Origin of the sequence: Leptospira semungkisensis, from assembly GCF_004770055.1 — a bacterium.
Classification (GTDB): domain Bacteria; phylum Spirochaetota; class Leptospiria; order Leptospirales; family Leptospiraceae; genus Leptospira_B; species Leptospira_B semungkisensis.
In genome coordinates this window covers 394,960-411,975 of the sequence record NZ_RQEP01000019.1, presented here as the reverse complement: position 1 = coordinate 411,975, position 17,016 = coordinate 394,960, and the positions used below count along the sequence as shown (strand labels likewise).

Annotated in this window: 14 protein-coding genes; 12 read left to right on the top strand and 2 right to left on the bottom strand. The window is 43.6% G+C overall.

Going from position 1 to position 17,016, the window contains the following annotated elements; all coding sequences use genetic code 11:
• Positions 1–56: 56 nt before the first annotated feature.
• From EHO59_RS16260 to EHO59_RS16240, 5 genes are all read left to right on the top strand, one after another.
• A complete protein-coding gene (locus tag EHO59_RS16260; protein WP_135589506.1) occupies positions 57–1,637 on the top strand; it encodes a BTAD domain-containing putative transcriptional regulator in 1,581 nt (526 codons plus the stop codon).
• 176 nt (positions 1,638–1,813) lie between these two features.
• Complete coding sequence (locus EHO59_RS16255) at positions 1,814–2,770, top strand: hypothetical protein (RefSeq protein WP_246052980.1); 957 nt, start codon at positions 1,814–1,816, stop codon at positions 2,768–2,770.
• Positions 2,771–2,825: 55 nt separating this feature from the next.
• The gene (locus EHO59_RS16250) at positions 2,826–3,842 is read left to right on the top strand and encodes a putative solute-binding protein (RefSeq protein ID WP_135589504.1); all 1,017 of its coding nucleotides are present in this window, start codon (positions 2,826–2,828) and stop codon (positions 3,840–3,842) included.
• 81 nt (positions 3,843–3,923) lie between these two features.
• A complete protein-coding gene (locus EHO59_RS16245) occupies positions 3,924–5,912 on the top strand; it encodes a TRAP transporter large permease subunit (RefSeq protein ID WP_135589503.1) in 1,989 nt (662 codons plus the stop codon).
• Positions 5,913–5,983: 71 nt separating this feature from the next.
• Positions 5,984–6,292 (top strand): DUF1272 domain-containing protein, encoded by a 309-nt coding sequence (locus EHO59_RS16240; RefSeq protein WP_135589502.1) that lies wholly within the window; start codon positions 5,984–5,986, stop codon positions 6,290–6,292.
• A gap of 191 nt (positions 6,293–6,483) precedes the next feature.
• On the opposite strand, the gene EHO59_RS16235 is transcribed toward EHO59_RS16240, so the two are convergent.
• Positions 6,484–8,808, bottom strand: coding sequence for an inorganic phosphate transporter (locus EHO59_RS16235; protein WP_135589501.1), 2,325 nt, complete (start codon positions 8,806–8,808; stop codon positions 6,484–6,486).
• A gap of 226 nt (positions 8,809–9,034) precedes the next feature.
• Here EHO59_RS16235 and EHO59_RS16230 point away from each other — a divergent pair, with 226 nt between their 5' ends.
• From EHO59_RS16230 to pgsW, 7 genes are all read left to right on the top strand, one after another.
• Complete coding sequence (locus EHO59_RS16230) at positions 9,035–9,394, top strand: RNA recognition motif domain-containing protein (protein ID WP_135589500.1); 360 nt, start codon at positions 9,035–9,037, stop codon at positions 9,392–9,394.
• Between the two features lie 47 nt (positions 9,395–9,441).
• Positions 9,442–9,798, top strand: coding sequence for an FKBP-type peptidyl-prolyl cis-trans isomerase (locus EHO59_RS16225; RefSeq protein WP_342776351.1), 357 nt, complete (start codon positions 9,442–9,444; stop codon positions 9,796–9,798).
• Between the two features lie 220 nt (positions 9,799–10,018).
• On the top strand, positions 10,019–11,551 hold the full coding sequence (locus EHO59_RS16220) for a PAS domain-containing sensor histidine kinase (RefSeq protein WP_135589498.1): 1,533 nt from the start codon (positions 10,019–10,021) through the stop codon (positions 11,549–11,551).
• A gap of 35 nt (positions 11,552–11,586) precedes the next feature.
• The gene (locus EHO59_RS16215; RefSeq protein WP_135589497.1) at positions 11,587–13,194 is read left to right on the top strand and encodes a SpoIIE family protein phosphatase; all 1,608 of its coding nucleotides are present in this window, start codon (positions 11,587–11,589) and stop codon (positions 13,192–13,194) included.
• Between the two features lie 40 nt (positions 13,195–13,234).
• Entirely contained in the window at positions 13,235–14,428 is a 1,194-nt protein-coding gene (pgsB, locus tag EHO59_RS16210; protein ID WP_135589496.1) for a poly-gamma-glutamate synthase PgsB, read from the top strand.
• Positions 14,428–14,904, top strand: coding sequence for a poly-gamma-glutamate biosynthesis protein PgsC (pgsC, locus tag EHO59_RS16205; RefSeq protein ID WP_135589495.1), 477 nt, complete (start codon positions 14,428–14,430; stop codon positions 14,902–14,904). The genes pgsB and pgsC overlap by 1 nt, the downstream gene beginning before the upstream one ends.
• A gap of 5 nt (positions 14,905–14,909) precedes the next feature.
• Entirely contained in the window at positions 14,910–16,013 is a 1,104-nt protein-coding gene (gene pgsW / locus EHO59_RS16200; RefSeq protein ID WP_246053057.1) for a poly-gamma-glutamate system protein, read from the top strand.
• 9 nt (positions 16,014–16,022) lie between these two features.
• Here pgsW and EHO59_RS16195 read toward each other — a convergent pair whose 3' ends face one another.
• Positions 16,023–17,006, bottom strand: a complete 984-nt coding sequence (locus EHO59_RS16195; RefSeq protein WP_135589493.1) for an alpha/beta fold hydrolase — start codon at positions 17,004–17,006, stop codon at positions 16,023–16,025.
• Positions 17,007–17,016 lie beyond the last annotated feature (10 nt).

Below are 17,016 nucleotides of genomic sequence, written 5' to 3'. Positions count from 1 at the left end.
CCGTTTTCATAAATGGGTTGCAGGAATCGGGATAAGATAGGAAACGAAAGGCGTATATGACGTACTACCAGCTCTCTTGCTATTTGGTCGTGACGGTTCTAGTCTACCGTACGTTTCATAATTTAGTTTTATATTTTAAGAACAGAAAGCAAGCATACCTGCTTTACTTTGCTCTATTGCAAGTTACGTACGGTGCTTACTTATTCTGCTTCACTCAAACCATCAATACGGAAAATCCAGAGAGAGCTCTTGTATGGGAGAGAATGGAAAACGTTGCAGTGCCGATCTTTGCGACTTCCATTGCTCTATTTGTGAATAACTATAAAAGGATCTTTAGCAAGGACTTCATTCTTCTCTTTGTATTCTTAAATATTCTCTTAGCGGGACTTCTCATTCATGATCCGAATGCATATACGATGAGTGTATCTCATCCTCGGATATTTCCTGCATTGGGAATCGTGATCTATGAAACGGATCAGCCTATCATCATGCAATATACCTATCTTTCAGGGATATTGATGATCATCTGGACTCTTATTAAGGTAACCACTCAGTTCTTAAAAAATCGTTTTAGGAATCGCTTCCTTCTCTACGGACTAATTCTCTTCTTCGGAAGTGTGATCGTGGATATATTGGTTGCGAACGATATACTTCCGATTCCTTATACATCTCATTTTAGTTTTCTCGTCCTAATGTTCTCTGTGGATAGCTTCTTAACCGTAAACAAGTCGGAGAGGGAAGTACGAATAGAGTTCAAAGAATCCATTTCCAAATGGCTAACTAAGCCGGGGACTTCCAATTTTGCAGGCCAAGATAGGGGAGATGCGTCCGAGCTGAGAGACGAGAAAATCGTTAAGGTTGCTAAGACTCAAAATTCTAAGAAGCTAAGAGTGAAGGTGCTCGGGCCTTTGGAATTGGATCTAGACGGCAAGAAGATCTCAGCAGCCGAATATTCCAGTAAGAAGAAATTATTGAAGCTGATCAAATTGCTTCTGGTCCGTTACGGCAAGGGAATTCATAAAGAAGAACTTCTAGAAAATTTATGGCCAGGAATGTCGGAGAAGAATGCTCTCAACAGCTTACACGCGTTACTCTTTAGACTTCGTAAGATACTCGGCAATCCGGAAGCAGTCGTATTCGCAGAAGACAGATTGTATTTTCATCCTGAACTAGTAGAAGCGGACTTTGTAGAATTTGAAAGAGAGTATGAGAAGGCAGGAAAGCTTCTTCGCAATAAAAAAGAAGAAGAAGCGATCACTGCATACCGCTCTGCGCAGGAATTGTATAAGGGAGATTTCTTCGAATTCGATCTATACTTCCCCGAATCCGAGCTAAAACGCGAATATTTAAGAAAGAATTTGATAGAGATCTACAAGAGTCTCTGCGAATTTTCCCAAAAATCGGGAGATGCAGGGGCGCTATTGTCCGATTCCGAAAGTTGGATCCGATTAGATGATCTGGATGAAAGAGCATGGAGATTCCACTTCGAATCCTTGCAGCTTTTGGATAGAAAGAACGAAGCATTGCGTAAATTCGAGGACATGAAAAAGATCCTGAAGAAGGAACTCGGCATAGAACCGGACCAAGAAACTGTTTCTTTGATCGAAAAAATCCGGGTAATCTCTCCCGTGAACTGAGATGGTTTTAGAAACACCGCACCATAAAATAAAACGGTCATTAGAAAAAAAATATTGGACGAAGGAATCGACTTCGGTAGCTTCTTCCAGAATCCCCCAAAATTCTAAGTAAAAATTAAGTTCCGACCAAAATGAATAAACGAATCCTTTTATTTGTAACGATTGTTACAATAACCATGACAAACTGTTCTGTTGTGTATTGGGCTACTGGAAGAACCTTAAACTCATACGCACAAGACCATCTGGTCCCTCATTATCTGGCTTCCGACGATTTGGATGCGATTTGCCAGGGCGGGACTGCACTTGGACCTCTGGTTGCTTCCTTTGAAAGAGCCGGTGCTTCTGTGGAATTGGCGACTATGGTTGCTCAAATGGGAGCCGGAGTATGCGCGGAAAGAAATGCGCAAGAGGCTGAATTATTATATATTGCTGCTGTTCGTAAGGGTAGAGGGGACGAGGCCTTGGATAACCAAGCAAGACAGATCCGCTTTCACGGGATTGCAGCGAAAAGATACGGGGACTCGTACAATCGATTCTTGCAACATTTTGGAGAGTGGAAGGGCAAATGTCCTTCTATGAGCGAAGACGAAGAATTGTATTTCTTAGTCGGTCTTTCTTCTGGTCTTTTGGCTATTCTACATGATTTTGCTTCACAAGGATACGCAGGGATCACAAGAGATGTGCCAAGCGTAGTAGTCCAAGCTTCTAAATGTTTGGATCCTAAGAAATGGTGGGGAACTCCTCTGGCATTAGAAGCAGTCGTTTGGCTATCTGTCCCCGGTGCGACTCCGGAGGGAAAGGATCCGTTCAAGCAAATGGACGAGGCTGTCAAATTAGGGGATCAAGTAGGCGTTCGATTGGCGAGAGCCTTTCAGATCCAGGCGGTGGCCGGAAAGGGCGACACCGAAAAGATGAAGAAGCTTATATTAGAACATTCTAAATCTGTAATACAGCATCCTTCTAAGAAAGAATATTTATTCTTGGAAGCGTTTGCAGAAAACTTATCTAGGCACGAGTCTGATAAGATTTGGATGAAAGAGACGGGTCATAGAGGTCCGATCAATTTCTCCTCATTTCCCGGCAATAAAAAGAAAAACACAAAAGAAGAAGACGATCTTTTAAAAGATCTTTGAGCAAGGTTCTTGGATGGCAAATGAAAATATAAGAACCCTAAGGAGAAAAAAAGATATGAAGAGCTTTCTCAAAATAATGGCAATCATTCTGGCACTCGGAATTTCTGCTGGCAACCGTCCGGTGCAAGCCGCGGAAACCGTGGACAGATCCATGTGCGTATTCGATCCATCCGGCGCTCACGGAGACGTGTATAAAGCCGCTCAAAGATACCAAGCCCAAGCGTTGAGCTGGGGAATCCGTTTGGATCTGAAGGCTTATACCGATGAAGTGGTAGCAAACTCCGATTTCAAAGCAGGCAAATGCCATCTTGCATTCTTGACTTCTTTGAGAGTAAGAGGTTATGTTCATGCTTCCGGTTCTATCGAGGCGATCGGAGCACTTCCAAGCTACGAACTTCTTCATAAGACCATAGAGCTATTAGCAAGCCCTCAAGCAAGAAAGCTGAATGTGGATGGGGATTATGAAACCGTCGCTATGTTCCCTGGTGGAGCTGTCTATCTTCTTTTGAGAGATAAGAACTTGAAAGATATCAAGGATTTGGCGGGAAGAAAGATTGCAACTTTGACCTACGATCAGGCTGCGACTACGATGGTGGACATTGTAGGAGCTTCTATGGTTCCGGCGGAGATTGCGACCTTTGCAGGTATTTTCAATAACGGAAGAGCAGATGCTTGTTATTCTCCTGCAATCGGGATCAAACCTCTTGAGCTTATGAAGGGAATTTCTCCGAATGGTGGGATTGTTCGCTTTCCAATCGGTCAATTGACTTTCCAGATTGTGGCCCGTCATAAGGACTTCACAGAAGGTTTCGGAAATACCTCTAGAGCTTGGGCTGCAACTCAGTTCGATGCAATGCTCTCTTTAACTAAGAAGGCGGAGCAAGAGATTCCTGCTAAGTTCTGGCTCGAGGTTCCTAAGGATCTACAAAAGAATTACTTCGAAAAGTTTAGAGAAGTAAGGACCAGACTCAGAGATAAGAAGGTGTATCATCCTGCTATCCTGAAGTTAATGAAACGTGTTCGTTGCAATGCGGATAAAGAAGCCGCAGAGTGCTCGGACAATCTTGAATAAATTCCAAAGATAAACAAATAAAAGGCGGGAAATTCTTTCCCGTCTGAATTCAATCAATCGCAGATTCCAGAGGTTATTCGTATGTGGAGAAAAATCGTTTCCTGGGCGGTCTTATTCTTTCTTTTCGTTCCGCTTGTCCAGAGCGGAAGCCAACTCATCCAAGCAAGACTACTCGGTCTTGGGGGAAGTATTTGGCCTAATTATGCAATGATCCGAAACGTATGCGTTGCGGATCCAAGCGCTGCTACTGAAACCAAGGCAGAAGTAAGCGACGAAGATATGGCAGCCTTGGAAGGGCTTGGTCTTGGTGAAGACACTTCTTCTAAAGAGGCTGCTAAGAACTCAGGTCCGAGTTCCACTCAACTAGAGTTAGCGCAGCTCGCAACTACTTTAACTTGGGCACAATTAACATATTGCGGAGTAGAGAGAAGGTTATCCTGGCTGACTATCTCCGCAATCGATTATATTCCGATGACAATGGTGGTCCTACTTCTGGTCGCAGGAACAGTCTCTACTACTAGAAGATATCATATTGCTCTTCGAAATCCGGAAAACTCGAAAGAAGAGAAGATCACAGAGATCAGTCAGATCGTGGCGAATACGATCGTTTTGGTCTCTTCTGCATTCATGTATCCTTTACAGAAAGGAGTGGAGGCTCAGATCCAGGTTCTATGGATCGCGGGACTCGCACTATTGTCCGGATTAAATTTCTATAATTTAAAGAATCCTGTTTTTAAGCCTGGAGAAGGGAAACAGAATACAAAATTCTCTAATGCGCTTCTTTGCATGCCTCTGTATTGCTGGATGGCGATCGTTTGCGGATTGTATTTCTTTGTATTCGAACATCACCCTGCTGGACTTGCGATCTATCTTCAGAAGCTGACAGCACATGCGACTCTATATATCCAGATCGGTTTGTATGTTTGGACAGGGATCCTACTTAGGGATACTTCTCTCGGTCGAAGATTCTTTGACCTACTGAAGCCTTGGAATCTTCCTTCAGAGCTTTTGGCTGTGATCATTGTTGTGGTTGCGGCTCTTCCTACTGCGTATAGTGGTGCTTCTGGGATTGTGGTTCTTGCCTTAGGAGCGACAGTATTCAAGGAATTGAGAAGAGCAGGAGCGACTCAAGAAAGAGCGTTAGCCGCTACCGCTATGTCGGGTAGTTTGGGAGTTGTTCTTCCTCCGTGCTTGCTTGTAGTTATCGTTGCCTCTTTGAATTTGGATGTTACCACAGACGAATTATTCTATTGGGGTTGGAGAGTGTTTGCTGTATCTTCTACCTTCTTTCTGATCGTAAGCTGGTTTACTCGCACTGAATCTTGGAAGATTCGTCCGCAATCCGGAGCCTTAGGCCAGACATACCAAGCATTTAAGTCTTTCGGAATTTATCTCTTCATTTCGATCGTGATCGTGCTTGCGATCGTTTTGGGACTCGGAACTCATTTCGACGAGCACACTGCTCCTTATATCTTGCCGATTGCGATGTTAGCGCTTCTTTCTATCGATTATAAGATCTCTAAGAAAGAAAAATTAAAGAACGGAGAAGCTCCTGTAGAAGAAGTACATCTCTCTCATACATCATACGATGCAGGATCTCACTTGGGTGCGCTTCTTCTTCTGATGGGATTGTCGGCTTGTATGGGTGGGGTTTTCGAGAGATCGGAAGTCATCAATCTATTCCCGACTCATTTGGGTTCTCCTTTCTCGGCGATGCTTATCCTGACTTTCGCGTTAGTCATTATTGGGATGCTTATGGATCCATACGGTGCGGTGATCCTAGTTTCAGTAACATTGTATCCGATCGCGAAAATAAACGGGATTCATCCTCTGAATTTCTGGATGACTGCTCTTGTATCTTTCGAGTTAGGATATCTGACTCCTCCGGTGGCATTGAATCATTTGCTGACCAAACATGTCGTGAGAGAACAGTTGGTGGAAGATCCGAGTTTGGAATCCAAAGGATTCTTTGCTCGTCATGAACATATCATTATCCCGATCATTGTTCTGAGTTTGACTCTTCTCATTACTGCTTTCGGTCCTATCTTATACTCACACTATTCGAGTTGATTCCGATCTTTTAGAAAAGACTTCTATTTCTGATCAGGCGGGAAGAGCCTGGTTGGAAATAGGAGAATCAAATGTTGGAACTTCGTCCGAGCTGTGAACATTGCGATAAGCCCCTTCCTCCTGAATCCTTAGATGCCAGAATTTGTTCTTTTGAATGCACTTTCTGCGCACAATGTGTAGATACTCTTTTTGGGAATGTTTGCCCGAATTGCGGAGGAGGCTTTGTGTCTCGTCCGATCCGTCCAAAGAAAACTTGGAAGGGAAAAGATAGTCTGGAATTTTATCCAGCTTCCACAACAAGGAAGCATCGCCCAGTAGATTTACAGGCTCATGCTTCCTTTGCGGAAAAGATTCGATTGCTGCGACCGGAAGAGAGATAAGAGACCATCATCCTTTCTCTTAGTTGGGAATGCGCGTTCCTATTATAAGAGTTCCCACAGAATTTTGGCGAAAATTTCTTCGTTGCAAGAATTATGAATTTGTGATAGAGCGGACGTGTCCCTCCCACTGGGGACCCACCTCCCCACCCGAAGAGGGTGGGGGCCACGTCGGATCAGGGACACGCGAATTCTTATTTTTTCTTTTTCTTCTTATTCTTTCCCTTCTTGTCCTTGGGAAATTCAAGTTTATGGCCGTTGTTTAGATTTGCCTTGAGCAATTGCTTCTTCTTGGATTCTACCCAAGGAAGCACCCAAAGTAACTCTTCTGCAAGGCCGAACAAGTTCTCGTTGATATCCACTAATTCTTCCACGACTACGAAATAGGTGACGCTGGATTTGAGCCTGCTATCTCCTTTATGAATTCGTTTCATTTGGTTTTTGTAGATACGTACCTTGATATCCTCGAGTTCCTTGGTTCTCTTTCCGGATCTTGCTTTTTCTACCAAGCCAGGAACCTTATCCGCTTCCGAGAGAAGTTCGAATAGATCTTCTGCCAATTTTCTGAGCTCTTTTAGATCTTCTTTCTCGTCTTTGGTGAGTCCTGTCTGAAAGCGATCTATCTTTTCGGAAGAACTTCTGAGTATATTGGTAAGATTCTCCGCGATCCGATCTATGTATCCGAGTGCATTTGTAAAAGGATGGATTGCTTGGTATTCCGATTCCTCGAAATGTTTATCTACTAAGCTCAAGAAACCAGAGATGGAGTTCTCATAATTCTTTTTCAGGTTCTTTAGGATCTTAGCGGCTTGTTTAAAATCCTTCTTCTTTCCGTTCATGTATCCGGAAGAAAGTGTGTTCATTGCCTTCTTCGCGAGTAATAGATTTGCAAGGAGGGAAGATACGGATCTGGAAAGTGCCTTTTCAGGGTGCTTGCTTAGTAATACAAGTTTTTCTAATGTGTCATCGTATTCCGCTTTTCTCTTCTTGTGGATGCGGTTGAAGGCGATCACTATGAATAGAGTGAATACTAATGCGACTACGACTGCAGCGAATCCGAAGAAATAGAATGCCGCTGCAATCAATCCTCCAGTAATGGAAGCAAAGATGGCAGTCATGAACCAGCCGCCGATTACAGTTAATACTCCGCTGACTCGATTGACTGCGTTTTCTTTCTGCCAGGCTCCATCCGCTAAGGAAGTTCCCATTGCCACCATAAAGGTCACGAAAGTAGTAGAGAGGGGAAGTTTTTGAACCGTCCCGAATAGAATGAGCGCGGAAGCGATCAGTATATTCACAGAGGCTCTCAGTAGATCGAATGCATCACTTTCATGCAGACGCACTAGTTCTAGAGGTCCGATCTGCTTGAAGCGAGATCCGATCCAATTCCGAACTCCGGCAGGTAGAATGGCTCGGATCGGAGTATAGATCCCTAAAGCAATCTGCACGAACACACGAGCTCCTAAGCTCGTCTGGTACGCCTCCAAGGTTTCTCCTTGGGAGCCTAAACTTACTTCAGTGCGAGTAACTGTTTCTGCCTTCTTAGATTTAAAGAGTGCGATGATCATGATTGCCGCAGCTCCGAGTAGCAATCGATTGTCCGTAAAGACTTCCTTTCCGAGTCCGGAAGCCATTGTATTTGCATCTCCGGCGGCAGCCTTGATCAGCTCGTGAGTCTGTAAGCTCGCGATTGGAACTCCGATAAAGTTTACTAGGTCATTGCTCGCAAATGCCATGGCCAAAGCACCTGTTCCGAAAAGCACGACTAGCTTTAGAACATTGACTCCGGAAAGAATCAAGGCTTGGAACAAGAGAGAAAATCCCAAAAAGCTGAACAGAAGAATGTTCTGGAAGTTTGCCTGGACCCAAGTCATGGATTCCTTACTGATCACTGCCGATCCTTTCATCGCAGTAAGTAAAATGAAGAAGATCACTACCGTAATTGAAAGCCCGGAGAAGATCCCTCCAAACCACTTCAAGGTCTTGTCCAATCGGAATGTAAACAAGAGCCGGAAAAGGAACATGAGGACTAGGCCGGCAAAGAAGGCGAGTATCACCGAAAGCGCTATCCCGAAGATAATCTTCAAAGCAGACTCTGAGTTAATGATCTTAAAGGCTTCGTTTAATGTATCCGTTTTTAGGATAGCGAGCACTAGGGAGGCTCCCAATAGCTCGAATACCAAGGAAACCGTAGTAGATGTCGGAAGACCCAGGGTATTGTACAGGTCCAGCAAGACAATATCCGAGATCATGACGGCAAGGAATAAGAACATCAACTCCGCTAGACTAAAGAACTCCGGATGAAAGATCCCTTTTCTGGCGACTTCCATCATGCCGCTGGAGCTAAGTGCACCTAAAAGGATCCCGAATGCGGAGACTGTCAGGATGATTTTGCGGGAAGCAGCTCTAGAACCGACCGCGGAATTTGTAAAATTGACAGCGTCATTGGAAACACCGACGAGCAGGTCCATGACGCCTAGTAGGCCCATGACTCCTACGATGATTAAGAAGAAATCCATAACCAATATTCCTGGAAAATTTAAGGAAAGAACCGCCCATCTAGGCGACTAAAGGGTATTATTTGAGAGATTGGGACGGCCACAACCTAAATTTCCGCGAGTTTCTTTTTCAAAGAGCAAACTTTGAAATGCGCTTTCGATTTCTCCCAGACCTAGAAGAATGGGCTCTAGCGGCTCCGACCGGCAAGGTGGGGCGGCCATCGTCACGATAGAAATAGGAGGCGGTATGAAGATTTCAGTGGGCAATCTTCCTCAAGAATTAACGGAAGAAGAACTGGAAAAGCTATTTTCCAAATTCGGAAAGCCGGAACATATTTCCATCAAGAAGGACAAACTCACCGGGCGATCTCTCGGGTATGGTTCTTTGGAGATGGAAGATGAGGCCGGTAAAAAGGCAGTGGAAGCTCTGAACAAACATGAGATTTCCGGAAAAGCCATCACGGTTGTAGACGCCGACGAATGGAAAAAAGAATTCGATAAGAAGCAATCGGTCAAAGGCGGTCCTTCTCAGAACAAGGTCCAGTCCAGCCAAACGAAAGGCGGATTCTCCAGTTCCGTCAGACGTACAGGAGGTAGAGGTAAATGAATTTTAAAAGAACAGTATCATTTAGCGCGCTAGTGCTTGCAGTTTTAATGGCAGGAGGAATCGCTCTTGCTCAGCCTTCTTCCAGTGGGCTTGTTATAAAGGAAATTAAGAAAGGAACCGGTAAGGAAGCATTCAACGGTTCTAATGTAACTGTTCATTATACAGGATGGCTAACGAACGGTAAGAAGTTCGATAGTTCTAAGGACAGAGGAGTTCCTTTTCATTTTGATCTGGGTGCTGGCCAAGTGATTAAAGGCTGGGACAAAGGAGTGCAAGGAATGAAGGAAGGTGGAATCAGAAAATTGACCATTCCTCCTGAATTAGGCTACGGAGTGAACGGAGCAGGCTCCATTCCTCCGAACTCTACTCTGATCTTTGAAGTAGAATTGCTCAAAGTTTACTGACATTTCTGTGTTAATTCTGTTGCTTTCGGATCATGAATTCGAAGGCAACGGGTTCAAAATATCACGAATCACTTCCCACTTTCCTCTTCACTAATCCAAAGCGATTAGATTTTTCGTGCCAGCTTGAAAGCTGTTTCGCATTTTTTTTCGAGATTGTAATATTTTAGAAAGCTCTCTCTTCCCATTTACTATAGGGTGAAAGGATAGGAGGAGAAGTAAGTTGAGCCAAGAAAACAGTATTCTTCTATCTGACTCGGGAACTCGATCTTATGAAACCTTATTCGAGTACCAACCTCTCGCGGCATTCTTGGTAGAGGCGGATGGAACGATCAGCCTTGTGAATCACCGCTTCGAACTTCTTTCGGGAAAGACCAAGCAAGATATCCAAAACCGCATGAAGTGGACTCAGTTTGCTCATCCGGATGATATAGAAAGTCTGATGGATGCTTTCCTCAATAACTTCCAAAAGCAACATAAGCCACATCTATTTACTGCAAGGACCCGCCTTTTTAACGGGAGTGCATATCGCAAAGTATTTATAAGAGCGAATCGAATTCCAACAGCAAACGAGACCATCCTAGTTCAATTGCAGGAATTGGATGAAGAAGGACTTCTTAAAGATTATTCTTTGGAGGATTCGGATTATCGTTGGCGTTCCTTCTTGATGGAAGGTTTGGACATTGTAGTCATCCTAGATCTTTCCGGAAATATACTCTTTGTGAATAAGACTCTGACTGGAGCCAGTGCAGAGGAAGTGCAGGGAAGAAATCTCTTTCAGATCTTAAAGAAAACCGATGCGCTGAAACTCCAAAGCTTTATCTCCAAGGTGCTCGTCACAGGCAACGCAGAATCGGTTGAAGAATGGAGTAGCTTCACAGGAAAGAAAAGCCATTACTTTATCCGTATTTCTCCGGTCACCAAGCAAGGAGAGATTAGCGCAATCTTACTTACTGTCTCGGATACCACAAAACAGAAGGAATCCGATTCGGATCGTTTGAGAAGAATGGAATCCCAAAGACATCGCCAAAAACTGGAAGCCTTGGGAACCTTGGCAGCGGGAGTCGCTCACGAGATCAATAATCCTCTCACTGGGATCCTGAATTACGCAGAACTCGTGAAAGAACAGGTAGAAGAGAATGAAACTCTGCTTAGAAATGTCGAAGTGATCATTCGAGAAAGCGAGAGGATCTCCGGAATTGTTAGAAGTCTATTAGGATTTGCTCATAAAGAAGAAGGGATCAAGGCACATGTTTCCACTGGAGAGATCATGCATTCTTCGATACAGCTTCTTCTTCCATTCTTATCGAAAGACGCGATCATTATGGAAGGCGTGGATACTCTAATCGATTCCGAAAAGAATATGGACATTCCTCTCGTGATCGGAGAACCCCAGAAATTAAAACAGGTATTTTTGAACCTGATCACGAACGCCAGAGATTCTCTGAATGATAAGTTTCCATTCCCTTCCGAAAAGAAACGGATCATAGTAGGACAAAGGCAATTATTTCGTAACGGAGAACGCTATGTGGAAGTGACCGTTAAGGATTTTGGAATCGGGATCCGCGAGGAAAATATCAATCGAATCTTCGATCCTTTTTTCACCACAAAACCTACAACCGTGGGAACCGGGCTCGGTCTCTCTGTAAGTTACGACATAGTCAGGGAAATGAGTGGGGACATGGATGTAGAAAGCGTAGAAGATGAATACGCAGTCTTCCATGTAATCCTACCGGCGGCCGAAAAGATTTCTTGACCATACGTTCGGGCGGAAGATACTTTAGGTCTTCTATGTCCGATACCGAAGAAAAGTCTTCCGGAATCCGAGCCGCATTTCGCTCAGCCTCAAGAAAAGACGTAATTCGAATCTTAGAAAGGATTACGGACGCATTTCTCTCCCTGGACAGGGAATTAAAGATCTTATACGCGAACTTCGAGGCCGAAAAACTTCTGGATATTATCCGGGAAAATCTCGTAGGCAAGAGACTTCCTGAGGTACTTCCCCAATTCGGTTATTCGAATCTTTTTCCTACCCTTGTGGAGGCGATGCAAACCGGTCTTCCCAAGGATCTGGAGATTCTGGATCCCACAGAAAAGATCTGGTATGAGGTCCGTATCTTTCCTTCCCCCGAAGATATCGCAGTTTATCTAAGGGATGTAACTTCCAGAAAGGAAGGTGAGGTAAAACTGAAAGAATCCGAAGAGAGGCTCTCCGAGCTAGTTCGGACTTCTTTGGATCCCATTCTTTCCTTGAACGATCTTATGGAAGTGACTCTGATCAATCCTGCCGCAGAGCGTTTATTCGGATATTCTTCTTGGGAAATCACAGGAAAGCCTATTACTTTCTTCTTGCCTGAGAGATACAAATCCCTGGTCTGTTCCGTATTACGCAAGTTAGGTGATGATCCAGAGAGAGGTATATTCGGCCCTTTTAAAGCTAAGAGAAAGAATGGAACTACTCCGATTATAGAAGCCTCCGTTTCTAAGGTAACCACTTCTTCCGGAAAAGGATACACTTTGATCCTAAGAGATATCACTGAGAGAACCTTGACCCAAAGGAAATTAAGAGGAACAGTCGAAGAGCTAAAGAGAGTAGACAGAGAGAGACAGGACCTTCTCGAAAATCTGGAAGCTGAGGTAGAGGCTCGTTCCAATGAACTTTCTATCTTCTTTAGATTGATGAAGGAAGAATTAAATCTCGCGAAACGAGTCCAGAACAGTTTGCTTCCTCCGATAGACTATACTCTTCCTGGGGTTCAGACCTACGTTACGTATCTTCCCGTAATGGAAGTAGGCGGGGACTGGTACGATATCTTCGAGTCTCGTCCAGGCGTATTGCGCATTATTCTTGCGGATGCAACTGGACATGGAGTGCAAGCTGCTCTTGTTACCATGACGATCAAAGGGGTTTATGAACCTCTAAAGTATTTAGCGGATTCTCCCGGAGAGCTAATACGAGGGATCAATACGGACTATTGTCGAAATTTTAAAAATCTGCAGATGTACTTCTCCTGTTTCATATTAGATATAGATACTATAGATCGAAAGATCCGATTCGCCTCCGGAGGACATCCAGCCCTTCTTTGGAAATCGAAGAAAGAGGTTCGTCTTTTGGAAAGAACAGGATCTCTTCTTGGTTTGAATTCTAAGATGGAATACGGAGAAGAAGAATACGAATATTCTTCCGGAGACAGCATACTCATGCTTACCGATGGGATCTTCGAAGAATTCGATTCAGAGCATAATCCTTTCGGAGAAGAGAGGATAGAAGCAATCTTTAAGGAATCCAGTTTAGAAGGAAAGGAATTGCAGAAGCAGATCATCAAGGAGATGAGAACTCATTTGGAAGGAAAAGAAGCGCAAGACGATATTACTCTGATTTCTATTTCTCTATCATAATCCTGTTGACTCATTTCTTCCCGCTTTCTAATTTCCAATTGTGTTTGAGATCTCGATCTTATTCTTTCTATTCGCGATTCTTGTATTCTTGGGAGCCCTTGAATATTGGATCCATAAAAGAGTTCGAGAAAAGATACCGATTCGGATCCATGTAAACGGAACGAGAGGCAAAAGCTCTGTCACTCGCTTGATAGCAGCCGGTTTGAGAGAAGGCGGCTGGAAAGTATTCGCAAAAACCACCGGAACACTTCCCAGATTGATCCTACCCGACGGTTCCGAAATAGATATTAGAAGATTCGGAACTCCGAATATACTAGAGCAAAAAGATGCCATCAAAGAAGCAGCTTCGCATTCTGCAGATGCAATTGTATTGGAATGCATGGCGCTTATTCCTTTTAACCAAAGAATCTCCGAAGAAAAGCTTATCAGAGCAACCCATGGAGTCATCACGAATATTCGAGAAGATCATTTGGAGATCATGGGTCCGACTCAGGAAGATGTAGCCTTGGCAATTTCCGGTTCGATCCCAAAGAATAAGATCATATTTACTACTGAAAAAGAGTCATTGCCTATTCTGCAGAGAATTGCAAAGAAAAGAAACTCCGAACTGGTTTCCGTTAGGGAAGAAGGATACGATCGCGAAAAGTATATGCAAAATTTTGCATATTATGAGCATTTTGAAAATGTGATCCTTGCCTTAGAGGTCTGTGAAAATTTAGGCGTTTCTTCTGAGACTGCAATTCGAGGAATGTGGACTGCCTCTCAGGATCTGGGTGCGACCTTTTCCTGTTCTTTTTCTTTGGGAAGAGCGCAGATCCGATTCGTAAACGGTTTTGCAGCGAACGATCCACTATCCGCAAAACAGGTTTGGGATTGGGCAAACTCTTTAGCTATGGATACGAGTCTCCGGATCGCCTTGGTCAATTGTAGAAAAGATAGGCCGGAAAGATCGGAACAGATGGCCCGTGAAATTCTTTCTTGGAAAGAATTTCCTGCGGATTTTTTACTCTGCATGGGAGAAGGAACAGAAGTATTCGCAAAGATTGCACAGAAATTCGGTTTTCCCTCGGATCAATTGGTCTTGGTAGACGCCGTGAACTACAAAGATATCTTTCAGAAATTAGAAGAGATGGTCCATTCGGATGCATTGGTGGTTGGGCTTGGAAATATCGGAGGACTTGGAATTCAGATGATACAAGCTGTAAGAGAGAAGGAAGGACTCGTTAGAGTATAATGGATTTATTAAGTATTTCCATAGGCATCGGCTTAGGAGTTAGTCTGTTCTTTTCGGAACTATTTGGAATTGCGGGTGGACTCGTGGTTCCTGGATACTTTGCACTCCAATTGCAAAATCCGCTCAATATTCTTTTGACTCTCATTGTGAGTCTGCTTGTATTAGGACTTGGAAAGTTGGTCTCTAAGTTCACCATCCTATACGGAAAAAGAAGAACTGCAATTCTACTTCTGATCGGGTTTATTTTAGATGCGGCCTGCAACGAGTGGGCCTTTCCTTTCTTATTCTCTCATTCTATATTAGGCTTTCAGAATCTTTCCTCCGAGGCGAGAGCCATCGGTCATATCATTCCTGGCTTGATTGCGGTATGGATGGATCGGCAAGGGTATATTGAGACAATCTCTTCTTTATTGAGCGCTGCCGTGATCGTTCGTTTGATCCTGATCCTATTCTTCGGAAAGGAGCTACTTTCTTGAAGGGAATGTATTGGAGATCTTCTCCTAGATCCGTTGGATACTATTTAGTCTTTGGAATCTTCTCTCTTTTTGTTTTGTATTTGGTAGAAACTTGTAAGCAGGAAACGGTCCAGCCGCACTTTGAGAAAAAATTGCAGGCAGCTAAGATTGCTCTCCAAGCATTTCAGGAAATAAGAAAGATCAGACTCGAAAGAAACAAAGAAATCAGATCCGATTTTGATCCGAGTGGTTACGGTTTGATCGGGGAATTTTTCACACCTGTGACAAGCAATTTGGGAGTATTGAGAGCAAAACAGATCTCTATTAATCCGAACTTTGCAGCCCTCGTCCTGGACTACCTAATAAAAGCAGGAGTGCAAAAAGGGGACACGGTCGCAGTCGCATTTTCCGGTTCTTTTCCTGCATTAAATATTTGCGTATATGCTGCTGCAAAAGTTTTGGATCTGAGAGTTGTATCTATTTCCAGCTTGTCTTCTTCTCAATGGGGAGCCAATGATCCCGAATTTCTTTGGGTGGATATGGAAAGAGAATTAGAAAAACGCAATATTCTTCCCTATAGATCTTTGGCATTGAGTTTGGGAGGAGTGGAAGATAGAGCCCTAGGAATTCCGAAAGAAGGAATTTCATTTTTAGAAAGGGCCGCCTTACGAAATTCCAAGCCCTTGCTGAAAAGCAGTTCCTATTCGGATAGCTTGGAAGAAAGAAGAAGGCTATACGAATCCGTGCTTCCAATCTCGCAATACAAGGCCTATATCAATGTGGGTGGTGGAACGGTTTCTGTCGGAAGCAAATCAGGCTCCAGAGAATTTGTTCCTGGATTGAATTTGAAACTGCCGATAGTTTCTAAATCCAGGGACTCGTTGATGAAAGATTTCAGTAAGGAAGGAGTGCCTGTATTGCATTTGGTCAGCATAGAATCGATTGCGAAAGAGAATGGATTTCCGACTTCTTTAAAAGAAGTTCCTCTTCCTGGAGAAGGGAAGATATTCAAAGACTTGGAATACAATCGATGGTTGGTTCTATTTGCGCTTGTATGCGAGCTGGCTTTACTTTACGTGTTTTTTAAAACGGATTCTTTCTTGGAGGAAGATAAAGACCAATCGCTTTGATATCTTATTTTAAGACTTTAGAAAATTATAAATTTCTTTATCTCGTTCCGCATCTTCTAATAAAACACATTCGTAATGGTTCTTGTCCTTTAGTTCCAGGATTTGCAGATTCTTTATCTTTGCCTTCATTTTGCGGATCGCTGATTTAGGCAAAAGCTCGTCACCTGGTTTGAAATTCGGCTTTAAGGCACGGATTACGAGAACCGGAAAATCCAAGGCCCAATACGGCATGACCCGGTTCTCTCGAACGGATCGTATGAATTCGAATGGGTTTTTTAGAAATCGCAAAGCAATCCCTGAAAGTGTCATTGCTCCTCCCATGCTCTTTAGCTCCGATTCGATCACGTAAGGGGGAATGGAACAAAGCACAGGGCCGAACGGTTTACTCTCTTCTTTGGGCATAAGGGAAGGGGAGAGAGTTCCGGATGATTCTAATTCGTACATTAAGAAATCTTGAATATTCTCGTTCCAGGCAGAAAGAATAGGAGATTTCTTGGCTTCCTCCAAATAAACTTCCTTGTTCGGAATATTTCTACCTAGTCTTGCCAAGGAACTTTGGATCATGATCAAATTGGAGATCTTTCTTTTGACGGATAATTCTCCGCCTCCATCTACTAAGATCGCCTTGTCGATGAATCCCGGAACATTCTCTGCTAAGCGAAGAGTGATCCAACTTCCTAAAGAATGGGAAAGAACGTAGATCTGTCCGTAACCTAAAAAGTTTGCGAGTTCTTTTAGATCCTGTGCGTGTATCTTAGGAGAATATTCAGTTTTAGGTTTGTCCGACTTTCCTCTTCCTCTTAGATCGTAGGTGATGACCGTAATTCCTTTCTTGGAAAGATTCTTTGCGATCGGTTCAAAGTTACGCAGATTGCCGGTAAGTCCATGAACACAAAAAAGAGGGATTTGAGATTTTCCGGGAAAGACTTGGTAAGCGATTCGGATCCCGGAAGGAAGTTCTGCGATTTTAGGATCCGAACCAATTTGTAACATTCGAAAAAGT

Bases quoted from the DNA above. Each gene is read 5' to 3' on its own strand.
- EHO59_RS16225 (WP_342776351.1), top strand. From the start codon at position 9,442: ATGGCAGGAGGAATCGCTCTTGCTCAGCCTTCTTCCAGTGGGCTTGTT.
- EHO59_RS16245 (WP_135589503.1), top strand. From the start codon at position 3,924: ATGTGGAGAAAAATCGTTTCCTGGGCGGTCTTATTCTTTCTTTTCGTT.
- pgsW (WP_246053057.1), top strand. From the start codon at position 14,910: ATGTATTGGAGATCTTCTCCTAGATCCGTTGGATACTATTTAGTCTTT.
- EHO59_RS16235 (WP_135589501.1), bottom strand. From the start codon at position 8,808: ATGGATTTCTTCTTAATCATCGTAGGAGTCATGGGCCTACTAGGCGTC.
- EHO59_RS16195 (WP_135589493.1), bottom strand. From the start codon at position 17,006: ATGTTACAAATTGGTTCGGATCCTAAAATCGCAGAACTTCCTTCCGGG.
- EHO59_RS16250 (WP_135589504.1), top strand. From the start codon at position 2,826: ATGAAGAGCTTTCTCAAAATAATGGCAATCATTCTGGCACTCGGAATT.
- EHO59_RS16260 (WP_135589506.1), top strand. From the start codon at position 57: ATGACGTACTACCAGCTCTCTTGCTATTTGGTCGTGACGGTTCTAGTC.
- EHO59_RS16240 (WP_135589502.1), top strand. From the start codon at position 5,984: ATGTTGGAACTTCGTCCGAGCTGTGAACATTGCGATAAGCCCCTTCCT.
- pgsC (WP_135589495.1), top strand. From the start codon at position 14,428: ATGGATTTATTAAGTATTTCCATAGGCATCGGCTTAGGAGTTAGTCTG.
- EHO59_RS16215 (WP_135589497.1), top strand. From the start codon at position 11,587: ATGTCCGATACCGAAGAAAAGTCTTCCGGAATCCGAGCCGCATTTCGC.
- EHO59_RS16255 (WP_246052980.1), top strand. From the start codon at position 1,814: ATGACAAACTGTTCTGTTGTGTATTGGGCTACTGGAAGAACCTTAAAC.
- EHO59_RS16230 (WP_135589500.1), top strand. From the start codon at position 9,035: ATGAAGATTTCAGTGGGCAATCTTCCTCAAGAATTAACGGAAGAAGAA.